This is a genomic window from Chloroflexus islandicus (genome assembly GCF_001650695.1).
Lineage (GTDB): Bacteria > Chloroflexota > Chloroflexia > Chloroflexales > Chloroflexaceae > Chloroflexus > Chloroflexus islandicus.
The window spans coordinates 33,955-49,974 of the sequence record NZ_LWQS01000059.1 but is presented as its reverse complement, the minus strand read 5'-3'; the positions used below and the strand labels follow the sequence as shown (position 1 = coordinate 49,974).

The following is a 16,020-nucleotide window of genomic DNA, read 5'->3' as shown; positions in this document are numbered from 1 at the left end:
CCTTTGCGTCTTTGTGTTTGGCCCCCCCCCCCGCCCCCTCCCCCGCTGGGGGAGGGGAGGTGCCCTCCCCCCCCGGCCCCCTCGCCCGCCTGACGGCGAGCGAGGGGGAGCCGCCGTGGCTGCGCGAAAGGCACCGGTTACGTGGAACGCAGCAGCGCCCCTCTCCCGCGTTAGTGGGAGAGGGGTTGGGGGTGAGGGTATACCCTCGCCCGCTTGCCGGCTGTCATTGCGAGGGAGCGGCGGCACCCTGCCGCGCTGGGAGCCGCCCGACCGAAGCAATCTCCCGCTCTAGCGGTACGAGCCGGCTTTGGGATAGCAGGACGGGGTACCCGGCCTTAAAGGGCCGGGCTTGGGCTACGAAGCCCGCTGCGCGGGTTGACCGGTGAGTGATGGCGTCCCGCCCTCGCGGGAGATTGCTTCGCCTCGCGGCGGGCATCACACCGTGATGCCCCGACCGCTCGGCTCGCAATGACAAAGGGGGGCGGCGCTTCGCCCCAACCCTTTGCCCCCTTAATCCGTGTCCTGTTGTGTTTGGTGATCCCGATCCCACGCTTCTAGCACCAGCCGGCGAGTGCGGTATTCACCTATGACCGCCAGCACAAGATGCGTCGCCGGAACAGACCGGCATGAGGTCTGGATGAGGCGATATTGCAGCATTGTGTCGCACCGGTTAGCCAATGATGCGCGCTGCCCACCATGCTGCTTCGATGGTGAGGCACAATGCCAAACCATCGCCAGCGTTGCCTCCGTCAGCGCAGTTCCGTCGCCCAGCGTTCGTTGTCACCGCTGGCCACGGCTCGCAGTGTTGATGAGGAGTTGTTCAGCGAGTACGCATTGCGGTCACGGTGGGGGAGAACATCCCCCACCGTGGGTATGCGTCTACGGTCGTCACGGCGGAGCTGGTGGGTTGCGCGACCGATGCGTGGTCAGCTCAGGGTCGAAACCGTCTTCGCCGGCGAGATTTCCGGCGTTTGCTCTTTGCCCCTTGGTTATGCGATCGGCGTCCGGCAATGGTCTTGTCCTGTTGAGTGAGAATGATCACTATCGTCGGTGTGGAGTTGGGACGGTGGCCCCATTGCTCCCGCACGAAGCATGCCCCCTCGAACACAAGACGAACCACGGTGGGTCGGCCCGCCGTGGTTCCAAAGGAGAGCAGGAACGACGTCCCGACGTCGCGATCGAGCATGGCGCCCCTCCTTGACCGCACTATCGGTCTTGCTGGCACAATGACAGCAAGACCTACGATATTGTGCGCTCCACGTCTGGCAATGGTTTTCTCCAGTTGCATGCAAATAACGAACGAAGACGGCGGCTGGGGTGCAGATTGTTGGCCCCATTGCTCCCGCACGAAGCGTATTATCTCGATCACAACACGAACCACGGTGTACCAGTCCACCGTGATTCCAAGGGCGAACAGGAGCGGTGTCCCGGCGTCGAGTTCGGTCATGGTACCTCCTTGGCCGCGCTATCGGTCTTGCCGGCACAATGCCAGCAAGACCTACGGGATACGAGGGCTGCCAATGCCGGCACGATGCCGACAGCCATCACTTGTATCGGTTCGTAAAAATTACGAATCGTAGCAAAACAAAGAGGGGATACTGCGGTACAAAGAAGGTACAGACACTAACGGGAATTTACACGCAACAAAGAGGGGATTACGGAGAGTAAGAAGAAGTCAACAAAAATCAGCACGCGCAACAATTGTACGCATTGAGATTATAACACGGTCGATAGGTATTGTCAAGTACTGGAAACCATAGCAAAGTACTGACCCGTATCGGCATTGCGGTGATTTAGGCGTGTGGCTCCCGATCCCACGCCTCGAGCACGAGCCGGCGAGTGCGGTATTCACCGTAGCGGCGCAGTTCGTTGTCTTTGAGCACGCGGAAGGTTTCGCCGGGGAAGGCGGGGCCGTAGACATCGGCGGGGTCGAGGATGTAGCGCAGTTCGTCGCGGCTGAGGCCGTAGCGCCGGGCAATGCGGGCATCGAGTTCGGCGCGGATGAGCGCGCGCCGCTCCTCGTTCCAGCGGAAGGGCGGCGGGGGGGAGTGGGGAGATAGGGAGTGGGGAGATAGGGTTAGGTGTGCTGAAGACGCCGGATCAGCGTGTGCAGCATCTTGCCCAACTCCTCGCACTGGGTCAAGATCGGCGCGATCGGTTGGCTGCCGGTGATGCGGCAACGCTCCGCTAGCAAGAGATGGGTCTCCAGTTCCTTCAATGATCCCTGCGCGATCCTGAGAAACTGGAGGTATTCGCCCCGATTCTCGCGGCCATAGCCCTCCGCGATGTTGGCCGGAATCGACGCCGCCGCGCGCCGGATCTGGCTGATCATGCCATACCGTTCCTGCGCGGGAAAGGTCTGCGTCAGATAATAACATTGCTCGGCCAGATTCATTCCTGCTTGCCAAATCCGTCGATCCCGGTACGACCGGATCGGCATCTCCGCTGCCATTGCATTCCCTCCACCGCTGCCAAATCGCTCGCTGCACCATTGTACCCCATTCCCTATTCCCTCCTCCCCACTCCCCACTGCCTGCCTCCTCCCACACATCGACGGCGAAGGGGCGCATATCCCACGCGGTGTAGACCAGTTCCACCACCCGCGGCACGATGTAGGCCAGATCGTCCGGCGTGAAGGCAGCAGGGGGGAGCACGGGGAGTTGTTTTACGGTAAAGAATTTAGCGTGGACGCCAGCAATCTTTTGTCGAGCAACAAAGTCAAAAGTGAGACTATTCAACGTCGCTAGAAGGCAAGCTGTATACAAAGTATCAGCTTCTGGAAACATGAGTAAAAAAGTATCACTTACTCCGTACCTTGGAAAGACCGTTGCAATGAACGTGCGTTCATCAGTAGCTCTTGTAATATCCCGCCACCCCAGCAACCACTGCCGTGCCCAGCGTCCGGCTAACCGCTGCTCAACTTCGGCGGCGGGTACCCAATAGCGCGGCGTGACCGTCAGCGCCGGGTCGGCCAGCTCAGCGGCAGTCAGGTCGCGGGTCTCCGGCTTGGCGCCGCCGTGGTAGGTGGCCCAGCGGTGGGTGAACTGGTGGAGCAGCTTGGCTTCGTACAGCGGCAGCAACCCGGCCCCCGGCGCAGCATGGAAAAGATGGCTATCAGTTGCAGCAGAAAACATCGTCATAAAGCGCACTCCCCACGGGTTCTCGTCCGTCCGCTCGTTGACCATCACCGGCGCGCGTTGGTAGATGGCTTTGGTCAGATCGGCGTCGGCGCGGGTGCGGAAGACCGGCGCGGTGCGGGTGTTGGGGTTGAGCAGGGCCAGATCATCGGCGCTGAGGGTGAAAACGCGCTGCGCATCGGCGAGCTGGGCCGGCTGGGTGAGGAAGAAGGCGACGCGGGCCGGCTGCGCGGTGTGGCCGATGGTGAGCAGGCAGAATTTTTGGCGGCTATCCACTGCCGGAAACAGTTTCTCGCGGTTCTCGAAATCGTACAGGCTGACCAACTGGCCGCGCTGCACCAGATCGGCGAAGAAGGCTTTGGTGCTGTCGTCGGTGGCGATGCCGGTCGGCACGATGATCCCGGCCCGCCCGTGCGGCGCGAGCAGATCGCGAGATAGTTCCGCAAAAAGGGCGTAAGTGTTTAACCGGCCCACCGCAGTAAGTGAGTAACGGCCACTGCTTTGGATAAAACGACGCTCAGCTTCAGACCGATACAACGTTTCATAGTACTGCATCATGCGAGCACGTTGATACTCGTGGCCAGCATGCCAAATCTCCATTAACCGCTTTCTAGCAGCTTTGGTCGGCGCGTCGCGAATTTCCGGCACATCAGCGAAATGTTCCTTCTCTATCAGGTTGATCATCTCCCACGGCGGGTTGCCCAGCACCACATCGAACCCTCCCGTCCAGCCGGGCGGCCTGCCGGCGGGGTCGGTTGGCGCGCACGGGCGGAAGACATCGGGGAAGGCGAGGTGCCAGTGGAAGAAGCGGTACTGGCTGGCCAGCCGCTCGACTTCGGCCCGCAGCCAGTGGGGCAGATCGTAGGGATTGCGTTCGGCGCGGCGAAAGACCTCTTCGGTGATCGGGTAGGGCAGCGCGTCAGTGGTCACTTTGGGCCAGACCAGCGCCGCACACCAGAGGTCGGCCAGCAAGCGCCCGTGCTCGTAGCCGCTCGACCGCACCATCTCTTCGTACAAGGCTTGTTTGCGGCGCGCATCGGCAATTGTCGCATCGGGCAGCGCATCGACGGCCAGCATCGCCGTCGCCAGATTCCCCAGCCGCTCCCATGGCGCCTGCGCCGCATCGAACATACTGAGCTGGCCGCTGCGCTCGCGCTGGTTGCGCTTGCGATACTCGCGGCAGACCGTCTTGTCATCACCGCTGACCGGATCGAACGCGCCGTCGGGAATGCCGGCGGCGAGCAGGGCCGGCGTCGCCCCGATCAGACTGTTGCCGCACTGGATATGGTGGTCGAGGAAGGTGAGCGGCTTGCCGGGTTCGAGCGCTTCGAGCCACAGACTCACCTTGCACAGCTCGACCGCCATCGGGTTGAGGTCAACCCCATAGAGACAGCGCCCGATCACATCGCGCAAGGCGGTGCGGGTCGCTTCCGGGGCCGGCTCCTCGTCGCCGGTGCGGACGGCGGCGAGGCGGCGGGCCATGCGGTGGGCAACGGCAAGCAGGAAGTGGCCGCTGCCGCAGGCCGGATCAACCACCTTCAGCGCAAGGATGGCGTGTTCGGGGTTGGGCTGGCGCGCGGCGGCGGCCAGCGCCGGTTCGAGCGCGCTCTCCAGCAAGACGGTAATCAGACTGCTCGGCGTGTAGTAGCTGCCGGTGGTCTTGCGCTCGTGGCCGCTGAGGGTTTCGAGCGCGAAGCTGGCGGCATCGACGTTGAGGACGGGGCGCAGTTCGAGCAGCGACTCATAGACGCTGCCCAGCTCTTCAGCGCCGAGATGCTGGTAATCGACCATGCGGCGCCCGTGGCGATCTTCGACGAAGGCCAGCGCGCGCAGGGCGGCGAGCAGGTCGCGGTTGGCCAGTTCGGCGGCATCGAGATCGGGTACGGCTGCCGGCGAAAAGAGCCAGCCGCCGAGGGCGGGCAGAGCCAGCGCCGGCGCGCCGTCGCCGCCGAGCCACTGCATCACCAGCCGCACCCGCCGGTAGAGGTCGGCGTGCTGGGTGCCGGCCCGCCGTTCAGCCAAGCGGCGAATGCCGGCGAGGGCGTAGTACTGGGTGTAGCGTTGGCGGGCAACGGGATCGGCATGGGGATCGAGCAGGACATCGCGATCTTCAGCCACCAACAGAAAGAGCAGCCGGTAGACCAAGCGCAACAATTGGCGGTAATAGTCTTGGGCGCTGAGCTGGCCGCTGCGCAGCCGCTCGCGCACGGCGCTGTTGGCGGGATGGGCGAGGAAGCCGCGGCCAAGAGCGGCAATCGCCTGCTCGACGCCGGCGCGCAACCGATCGAGCGCGCGCGCGCCTTGGGCCTGCGCCACCTGCGACCAGCGTTCGAGCCAGCAGGCGCCGTCCGGCCCCGCTTCGACCCGCGACTGGTGGCAGATCAGCCAGAGCAGGGCAAAGTCAGCGTAGAGCTGGCCGGCAAAGATCGCTTCGAGGTCGAACTCAAGGTACGATTGGCGGGTGAGATGAACGGTATCGCGCAGCACGCGCAGGCGGAGGCCGTTCGACACCAACCCCCACTGCCATGCCTCGCTGCGGTTGAGGGCTTCTTGGAGCAGGCTATGCGGGCTGGCCTTGGCGGCGCCGGCGACGCCGGGCTGGCGGCGGTCGAGATCGACGCCGCAGCCGACGAGGTGGATGGGCGTCTGGCCCCACAGGTGCGAGATGGGATACGTCTTGCCATTGACCTCGACCGCCTTGGCCGGTTGGAGACGGCCATAGCCCAATTCAGCAAAGAGGGGCAGCAACCAGCGTTCGCGGGTGAGGCCGGTGGCGGGATCAGCGGGAGGCAACGCAGCGGCAGCGTGGCGAAACGACTCCCACAGACCGAGCAGGCGGCTCCACGAGCGATTAATCGCCTCGGAGAGGCGTTCGCCAGCGACGAGGTGGTAGGCTGCCGGGTCAAGCCCGCCGAGCGTGGGATCGCCATCGGCGATGCGCTGGAGCAAGTCGGGCGGCAGGAGCGCGCCTTCGCTGCGGATGGCGGTGAAGGGGGTGCGGGTGCGAGTCGGCATAGACGGTATCCTGTCAGACAAGCGAGCGACGACGGATAGATCGGGCTGAAATAGCCATGAAGAGACGCAAAATTCACAAAAACCTTTTGTGGCTGTGGAATAGCCACGAAGAGACGCAAAATTCACAAAAACCTTTTGTGGCTGTGGAATAGCCACGAAGAGACGCAAAATTCACAAAAACCTTTTGTGGCTGTGGAATAGCCACGAAGAGACGCAAAATTCACAAAATCTTTTGTGGCTTTTGTGTCTTTTTGTGGCTATTCCACAAAGAGACGCAAAATTCACAAAATCTTTTTGTGGCTTTTGTGTCTTTTTGTGGCTATTCCACAAAGAGACGTAAAATTCACAAAATCTTTTTGTGGCTATTCCATTACATCGCCACCGGCAATAATACGTACACCCCCACCACATCGGGCGGGGTTTGCGGTTCGACACGGTAGGTAACGCCGCGCATGCGGGCGGCGTCGCGCACGCGGCGATGGGCAGCCAGCACCTGTTGGGCGCGGTCGTGGGCCACCTGATTGAGCTGCGGCCAGAGCAGGTCGAAGTGATCGATCACGCGGCGCAGGAATTGGGTGGCTTGGTCGGGCGTAATATTGGCGTCGGGTTGGGCGGCGAGCAAGGCTTCGGCGGCGGCGGGATCGAGCCAGACGGCGCGGTCGGGCGCGCCGGTGAAGGCGACGGTGACGCATTCTTCGGCGAGCATGGCGGTTTCGCCGGCGGCGCGGCGGGTGATGACGTGGTGGCGCAGGCGCAGCAGCAGCAGGGTGGTGCGGGTGGCGACGGCGCGGGTGCGCATGGCGCCGCAGCGGCGGGCAACGCTCGCGCCGAGCGGATCGAGCGCGCTTTCGAGCACGTAACTCGCCAACCCTTCGACAAACGGATGGGTGCGGCTGAGGTAGACCTCGCCGTCGGCGACCGGCAGCGTGCAACGAGCAGCCAGCGTCTCAGCCACGCCAGTGGCGTCTTTGAGCGGGCGCGGCGCTTCGCGCAGATCGATCCGCAACACGCCGTTGGCCGGCGTCACCACACCGCCGAACGCCGGCACTGCCGCGCGGACAAACGCCTCGACCTCGGCGCTGCCGCCGATCGCGGCGCGGGCCGCGTCGAGTTCGCGGGCCACTTCATCGGGTTTCAAACTCTCTTGGGCAAACATCGTGCGCGACCGTTTCTCGCGATCGGCAGCGGCTTCCCAACTGCGGAACAGCGCTTCACGCTGCGGAACCATCGCTTCGGCAAAGCCGGGCAAGGCCGCCTGCGCACCGGCAGCGGGCACGCCGCCGCGCAGCAACAGGCCCTCGAAGATCGCTTCGACCACTGCATCCGAGTCGATCGGCGCCGGCACCGACACCCCCAAGGCGTTGCGAATCGCGCGATGCTTGCGGATCAAGACATCGAGCACGATCCCGTCAATCTGGTTATCCACGCCGTAATAGGTGATCACGCGCACGGTCGGGTCGGGTTGGCCAAAGCGGTCAACCCGGCCTTCGCGCTGCTCGTGGCGGGTCGGGTTCCACGAGAGATCGTAGTGCAGCACCGCGTTGAAGTGGTGTTGCAGATTAATCCCCTCGCTGAGACAGTCGGTCGCCACCAACACCCGTTTGGGATGCTCAGCCAGCGCCAGCACCCGCGCTTCGCGTTCGTCGTGGGGCAGCAAGCCGGTGACGGCTTCGACCGTCACGCTGGGCAGATGCTCGCGGAGGGCGGCAGCGACATACTCGGCGGTGTGGATGAAGCGGCAGAAGACAATCGGGCGATAGCCGTCGTCGATCAATTCGCGCACCAATCCAATTGCCCGTTGCAGCTTGGCATCGCCAGCGCCGCGCAACGCCTCGGCGTCACGGGCCAGATCGAGCAAGCGGCGGCGCAGCGGTGAAGCATCGCCATCCTCACCGGGATCGCTGCCGGGAATGACATCCATCCCCTCGCTACTCTCGTCATCGATCTGATCGAGCACCGTGCGGCGACCGAGCGCATCGGCCTCTTCGACGGTCTCGGTATCGGCGGTGGCGGCGCGGGTGCGCAGGGTAGCAGCGGCGGCAGCCGGGCTAGAGGCCAAGGCGCGCAGCAAGGCAAGGGCCGACCACCAGCGCACGCGCTGGCGATGGCGATTGCCGCCGGCAGGATCGGTCACCGTCTCGCGGGCATAGCGCAGCACCCGATCGAACAACCGGCGATAGCCCTCGCTGAGGCGATAGGTCTCTTCGCGGTCATCGCGCTGGGGGAAGGGCGTATCAGCGTGGAGGTAGTGGCGAATATCGCCGCGCCGGCGCTGGACGAAATGGGCGGCCAAGCGGCGGCGGTGAGCCTCGTGCTGCGGGCCGCTCAGGTCGTCGGGCAGATCGGCGAACGCGGGATCGAGCAGCGCGAGCAGCGAGCGGAAGGCCGCTTCATCACCGCTATGCGGCGTCGCGGTGACGAGGATGAGATGGCGCTGGCGATCGGCGGCCAGCGCTTTGACCAGCGCGTGGCGCTGATGCTGGCCGCTGCGCCGTTCGAGACTAAAGGCGCAGGTGTGGGCTTCATCCACGATCACGAGATCGGGACAGGTGCGCAAGAACTCATCGCGGCGGCGCTCGGACTTGATGAAATCGAGCGACACGATCACGTGGTCGTAGACTTCAAACAACGACTGGCCGAGGGCGCAGCGCCGTTCGAGGCGAGCGGCGGTGCCGGGCAGCACCAGCTCGGCCTCCAGATGAAACTTCTCGCGTAACTCGGTCTGCCACTGCTCGGCGAGATGGGGCGGGCAGAGCACGGCAAGGCGTTGGGCATCGCCGCGATCGAGCAATTCACGAGCGACCAACGCCGCTTCAATCGTCTTGCCGATCCCGACGTCGTCGGCGATCAGCAGACGCACCGGATCGAGCTTGAGCGCCATGAGCAGCGGCACGAGCTGGTAGGGGCGCGGCTCGACGGCAATGCGGGCGAACGAGCGGAAGGGGCCGGCGCTGGAACGGAACCCCAGCCGGACGGCGTCGCGCAGCAGCCGGCACGAGCGCGCATCACCGGGATGGGCGGGGTCGGGCAGGGCAAAGGTGGCTGGCTCGACCGGTTCGAGCGGGAGGTAGATGCCGGTGATCTCATCATCCGTCCCTCCCAACGGGCGCACGACGAGCAGGTCAGGGGTTGATTCGGGCAAGACGACCCATTCGCGCCCGCGGGCGCGCACCAGTGAACCGGGTGTGAAGGCGGCGGATGTGGTCATAGGGTGATCTCGTCACGGTATGGATGGTTTGTTATATGATACAACACTTGGGGCCCGCAATCACTGGCCTGTGCCGGAGTGAATAGCCACAAAGAGACACAAAACGCACAACATCTTTCTTGTTGGTGGCTGTTGCATCGTTTGGCGGCACGCAGCAGCGCCCCTCTCCCGCGCCAGTGGGAGAGGGGCTGGGGGTGAGGGGACACCCCTCGCCCGCGTTCCACCTGTCATTGCGAGGGAGCGGCGGCACCCAGCCGCGCTGGGTGGCGCCCGACCGAAGCAATCTCCCGCTGTAGCGGTACGAGCCGGCGCTGGGATGGCAGGAACCCGGCCCTGAAGGGCCGGGCTAGGATTACGAAGCCCGCTCCGCGGGCTGATGGGTAAGTGATGGGGTCTCGCGCTCGCGGGAGATTGCTTCGCCTCGCGGCGGGCATCACACCGTGATGCCCCTACGCTCGGCTCGCAATGACAAAGGGGGGGCGGCGCTTCGCCCCCAACCCTTTGCCCCCGCGCGGTTTGGCGTTGCCCCCCCCGGCCCCTCGCCCGCGTTCCACCTGTCATTGCGAGGGAGCGGCGGCACCCAGCCGCGCTGGGTGGCGCCCGACCGAAGCAATCTCCCGCTGTAGCGGTACGAGCCGGCGCTGGGATGGCAGGCGCTGAAGGGGCGGGCTTGGGGTACGAAGCCCGTGGTGCGGGTTGCTAGCCCCCACCCCCATCCCCACCCCTGCGTTCCACCTGTCATTGCGAGGGAGCGGCGGCATCCAGCCGCGCTGGGTGGCGCCCGACCGAAGCAATCTCCCGCTGTAGCGGCACGCGCCGGCACTGGGATGGCAGGCGCTGAAGGGGCGGGCGACCCTTACGAAGCCCGCTGTGCGGGCTGACCGATGAGTGATGGGATCCCGCGCTCGCGGGGGATTGCTTCGCCTCGCGGCGGGCATCACGCCGTGATGCCCCGACCGCTCGGCTCGCAATGACAAAGGGGAAGCGGCATTTCCCCATAACGGCGCAAAGCGAGCAAAGGCGCAGAGGGGTTAAACGCAAAGGCGCGAAGATCGCAGAGGACGCGAAAGGTTTGATATGTTCCCAGCGATACACCGTTTGCACTCACCACCCACCCCATGTCGGAGCGAGGGGGATGCATAGCCACAAAGAGACACACAATACACCAAAACTTTTTTGTGGCTTTTGTGTCTCTTTGTGGCTATTTCCCCCAATGCGCCCTCTGCGCGCCGGGCAACCGTCCGGCGCTACGGCGTCGCCGGGCGGCCAAACACGAACGGATACTGGGCCACGATCGCCTCCCAATCATCGGTATAGCCGAAGCGGATCACGGTGTACCCCATATCTTCAAGGCACGCTTGCTGCTCGGCATCGCGGGCGGCCCGTTCGGGGAAGAGATGGTGCGGGCCGTCAATGTACACCGCCACCTGCTCGTCGCGATACACGAAATCGGGCCGGGTCTGGCACTCCGCGATCAGGGATTGGGCGTGCGAGGGCAAGCGCAAGCCGCGGCCGGCGATGAAGTGCAGCCACTGCTGTTCGAGGTCGGAACCGGCTTGGCGCAGCAGCGCGGCGAGATGGTCGGCGCGGCTCGCAGCCGCGGGTGCGGCGTCAACCCGGCTCTGCGCCAGATCGAGCAGCACCGCGCGGATGGCCTGCCGGTCGAGGATGGCATGATCACGCTGGTTGGTGTAGCTCAGCAGACAGTCGTAACAGGCCGCTTCACAATCTTCGCGCGCGCGCGGAGCGCGGCGCAGGTCGGCGCCGGTCGCTGGATCGAAATGGCAGATGCGCAGCGCCTCTTGAGCAACGCGGGCCAGCGCGTCGGGTTCATCGAGCAGCCGGCTGAGCACACCCGCCCCACCCTCGGCGGCCTCGTAGAAGAGGAGCAGCCGCCGATCAGCCTCAGACGGCAGCGGGTCAACCGCCAGCTCATTGTCTTCAAGGTGGAAGACGGCTTGCATAGCATGCTTGAGGGCAGCTTGCAACGACGCCATCGCCGCCAGTGAGAGCGGCTCCGCCGGTTGGAAGAGCAGGCAGTTGCGGTAATCCTCAACATACGGGATCACGCGCCGGACGCGCTCGGAGATCGGGTCATCGCTGGTATCCGCCCGGTCATGCTTTTCCCAATAGCCGCGCTCGATATCGAGCAGAAAGCCGTGCTGTTCCTTGACCTTGCGCCGCTTCCAGCCGAGGTTGATCCGCCAGATCGTCGCGCTGTGGCCGTAGGTCAGGCGGGCCAGCGGGGTGTCAGCGCGCATGACGGTCGCGACCCGCTTGGCGACGCCGCGTTGGCCGCTCTCGTCGAAGCGCACGCCGGTGATGACCTCATACCCGATCCGCATGCGCTCTTCTTCATCCGAGGTAATCCGGTCGCGCCGTTTGGTGGCGACGTTCTGCAAGCGGAATAGACTGCGGAACGGCGGATCGAGCAGTTCGTTGCAGTGGTGGCAGCGATCGGGATCGCCGGCACTGGCGCGCGGATGGAGATAGCCGCACTGCGCGCACCGCTTGGCCTCGCTGGTCAGCGGCTCGTCTTCGCTGGCGGGGGGCATAATGACCTTGTTGATGATGTAGCGCGACCCTTCGTGGTAGACAATCGCGCGCGGGCCAAACTCGGTAATCGCCAGAAAGCGCGGGCGGGAGAGAAATTCATCGCGATCGCGCTGGCGGGTGCGGCGGGCGGGAAGGTAGGCCGACAACGGCAGGCGCGGGAAGTTGTAGCCGGGCAAGAAGCCTTCGCTGGCGAAGTAGCGATAGCTGTAGAAGTCGGATTGGAGCAGATTATCAACCGCGGTGAGCAGTTTGAGTTGTTGTTCGGCTTCGGCGCGCAGCCGCTCGGCTTGTTGCTTGTCGCCGGCGCTGCGCGACGCATCGCGGATGATCCGATCTTGGGCCGCCGCTTGATCCAGCGCCGACCGGTACAAGCTGCGCCAGCGGTCACAGGCGCGGTCGAACGCCGCTGGGATCTGCGTGATCACCTGATCGAGCCAACCGTCGTGGTACCACCCCGCCGCCTGCAATGCCGGACGGAGGGAGGCAAGCACCTGCTCGGCGCGGGTACGGGTGCGCCGGCGCGCGCCGGGGTCGGCCAGCGCCGCCTCGACGTGCGGTTGCACCTTCAATGAAGGTTTGTCGCCGGCGACATCCAGCACGTCACGCAAGGATGTGCCGAGACTGAGGCCGGATTCGGCCAGCCAGACGGCATGGATATGCGCGCGGAGCAACTCTTGGTTAGCGAGATCGAGGCGGGGCGGCGTCACCGCGCCAGCCACCATCCGTTCGGGCCGTTGGAAGAAATACTGGTCGTGCGGGCTGCCGGTCGAGCAGTAGGTCATCACCAGCGCCGGCTGGCCGCTGCGCCCGGCCCGCCCGCTGCGCTGGGCATAGTTGGCCGGGGTCGGCGGCACATTGCGCAGGTAGACCACATTCAGCTCGGCAATATCCACCCCCAGCTCCATCGTCGGCGAACAGTAGAGGACCGGCAATGCCCCCTCGCGGAACGCCTGTTCGCGGGTTTGGCGATCTTCCGCCGGGACTTGGGCAGTATGTTCGCGGGCCTCAATCCCGGCCAGTTTCGCCGCCACCTCGCGGTAGAAGCGCACGAAGAACGGATTGGTGCGCCCGCCGTCTTGCGACTCGTTCGGCATGCGGATGGGGTCGCGGAAGGGGCGGGCGCCATCGCCGGCCATCCAGCGCAGGCCGGACGCCTTGAGCTGATACCCCGGCACGTCCCGCGGCGTCCTCGGGTGATCGACGACGGCAACCAACCCCGCGATCACGAGCGCCTCGAGAAGCTGGCGGATGATCGCCTCGGTATCGGCAAGGCTGATGCGTTCGCCGTACTCAGGAAAGGTCGTACGCCGGCGGAGCAAGCGGCCAAAGCTTGAGCGGGCCGAGAGGTAGAGATTGCCGCCATAATCGTTCGGGCCGCGCGACCGCGGATAGAGCACGGCGGCATGCTCCATCTGCTCGTCTTCATCGAGCGCCCACGGCGCGATCAGGTATTGGCTGCTGGCTTGGCGCAGCCGCTCGTGATACGTCTGGTCGAGATATTCGACCTGAATCGCCAACTCTCGCCGCATCACATCCAGCAGCGTCCGCGCCACCTCGCGGCGGGTCTGCGGTGACGCACCGGCGAGCGCCGGATGCGTTGCGTGCCAGATGTCTTCGGCGGCGCACAGATCAGCGAGCGACTCATAGTGAATCTCGAGCAAACCGCACTGTTCAAGGTTGGGCGAGGTAATCCGCCAGCCGCGCTTCAGATCGCGATAGATGCGATACCCCAACACGTTGCGGAGGGCTTGCTCGGTCTCGGTCTTGGCCGCAAAGCGCGCCTGCGGATTGGCGGCATAGGCCGCAAATGGCAGGTTGAGCGCCTCGAACACCTTTTGGGTCAGTTCATCGAAGCGCACCCCCTGCGGCCCAGCGCGTTGCACCGCCGCATAGATCGCGCCGCGCAACACGCCAATCTCGACAAAATCGTTGAAGTGGCCGGCTTGCAGCGCCGCGTCTTGGCGATTATCGGTGAAGCTGAGCACCTTCTGCGCTTGGCGCGGCAACTCTGATTCGCGGAGGGCGTGAATGGCGGCGAGATTGAGAATCGTAGTCGCCGTGCTGCGCCCTTCCGAGCTGAGCGTGCTCAGTTTGGCAAACTCGCCGATCCGGGCTTGATACGAGACGCCGCAGCGCAAGCAGAAGCGGAACGGCGCCGGCACGTAGTGGCAGACAAGCGCGCCCTCACCAGCTTCACCGGCAGGCGTGACCATCATCTGCTCCGGTACAAACTTCTGCTGATCTTTGCGCACCCGCAGATCGCCGGCAGCAGTCTCTTCCAGCCATTCGTCGGGCAGCCGGTCGAGCTGCGCGTCCCAGTCCTCCGGCCACGGCGCGTCACGACTGACATAGAGATAGCCAAGTGCCCGCTCGCTGGCAGTATCGTCACTCAGCTCATCAGGCGTGCGCGGCGTGAGGTACTCCCGTCCGGTCTGGCTATCACGCACACGGAAGACGCTGTAGTACTCTTGCCCGCACTCGCGGCAGAACGCGAGCGGAAACAGCCGTTTCTCACGCGCACCGGGAACGAACTGCTGGCCATACACCGTGATAAACCGCCGGTCTTCCGGTTCGAGCGAGGCGTAGACGGTATCGCCGCGACTGATGAACTGGTGGAGGCGGAAGGCAAACGGACGCATGCCGGTGGCGGGATCGGGTTCGCAGGCATAGCCGCCGAGCAGGGTGGTTTGGATGGCGGTGGCGCAATCCGCGACCGGCGCGCCGGTCAGATCGTGCAGCTTCTCCGCCGCATCGGTGATGCTGCACGGTTGCGCCCGCACCAAGCGCCCGCTACCGGGTTCGGCGCGCACGCCGAACGCGCTTTCGATCCAGCTCGCCAGCGGGTCGGCGATAAACGCATCGAAGCGGGTGGGAGGCGGCGCGGCAGGATCGCGGAGGCGGTCGCGCAGCGCGGCCAGAAACGCTGGGTCGTCCACCCGCCGCTCTGGCGTCATCCGGCGGAGCGTCTCACCGATCACGTGTTCGGGCGCCACCGTGACGCCGAAGATCTGCGACGCCACCTTCGCCACTTCCGCCTGCTGCTCGGCAAACGTCCCCGCGCCGGCCAGCGTCGCCGAGGTGCCGACCATCTGGATGTGCGCAGAGGCGAACCGATCCTGCGCCCGCCGGATGAGCAGGGCCACATCCGATCCTTGGCGGCCACGGTAGGTATGCAGCTCATCAAAGACCAGAAACCGCAATCCCTGCGCCTGCGCCACCAACTGGCGTTCAAGCGGACGGGTCAAGATGAGTTCGAGCATCACATAGTTGGTGAGCAGAATATCGGGCGGCTGGGCAATAATCGCTTGGCGCGTTTCATCGTCCTCTTGGCCGGTATAGCGGGCAAAGGTCACTGGGCCGCGCCCATCGGGAAACCCCGCGCGGAGAAACTTCTCCAACTCGCCGTACTGGCTGTTGGCCAGCGCATTCATCGGGTAGACGATAATCGCCTGAATGCCATTGCCCGACCCGCGCCGCAGCACGTGATCGACAATTGGGACAATGTACGACAGACTCTTACCGGAACCGGTGCCGGTGGTGAGGACATAATGATGGCCGGCGCGCGCCGTGCGCACCGCCGCTTCTTGGTGGGTATGCAAGCGCAACGGCTTACTGGGGCCGCGATCCTTGTCGCGGCGAAAGATCTGGCCACAGGTGGGATGCAACACCCCTTCGGCCACCAGATCATCGATCCACGCCCCCGGCTGAAAGGCCGGGTTCAGTTGGATCAGCGCATCCGGCCAGAGCAACCCGTTCGCAATCGCGTCCTCTACCGTCTGGCGGATCCGCGCATCGCGGATCTGGTAAAAGCTGCTGGTGTAATCGCGATACTCGCCAATCAACCGGTCACGGAGCGTAAAGATGTTCATGGCGTTGTCCCATGCAAATCACGCGAAAAAGGTATGCAAAAAGTATATCACGGCGATGGTGAGGGTGCAGGGAGCTAACCGGAAGATGAGGTGGATCCGCGTCCGATTGCGTTTGAATGGGACATACACCCGGATTTTACGGATAGACACGGCTTTGCGGTCCCCCAAAACCGTGGAAATCCATTCCATCCGTGTTCATCTGTGTCCTAGTAATTGAATAAGCCTATCCATCACG

The 16,020-nt window shown here is 64.5% G+C and carries 4 protein-coding genes and 1 pseudogene; all 5 read right to left on the bottom strand.

Going from position 1 to position 16,020, the window contains the following annotated elements; genetic code table 11:
- Positions 1–931: 931 nt before the first annotated feature.
- Positions 932–1,447 (bottom strand): hypothetical protein, encoded by a 516-nt coding sequence (locus A6A03_RS11515; protein WP_066788168.1) that lies wholly within the window; start codon positions 1,445–1,447, stop codon positions 932–934.
- Positions 1,448–2,077: 630 nt separating this feature from the next.
- On the bottom strand, positions 2,078–2,395 hold the full coding sequence (locus A6A03_RS21060) for a four helix bundle protein (protein WP_483772862.1): 318 nt from the start codon (positions 2,393–2,395) through the stop codon (positions 2,078–2,080).
- A 1,414-nt stretch (positions 2,396–3,809) separates the two neighbouring features.
- Positions 3,810–4,928: pseudogene (locus tag A6A03_RS21100) on the bottom strand (Eco57I restriction-modification methylase domain-containing protein); the annotation flags it as partial.
- A 1,594-nt stretch (positions 4,929–6,522) separates the two neighbouring features.
- Entirely contained in the window at positions 6,523–9,360 is a 2,838-nt protein-coding gene (locus A6A03_RS11505; protein ID WP_066788161.1) for a helicase-related protein, read from the bottom strand.
- A gap of 1,247 nt (positions 9,361–10,607) precedes the next feature.
- Entirely contained in the window at positions 10,608–15,785 is a 5,178-nt protein-coding gene (locus A6A03_RS11500) for a DEAD/DEAH box helicase (RefSeq protein ID WP_066788158.1), read from the bottom strand.
- Positions 15,786–16,020: the final 235 nt, after the last annotated feature.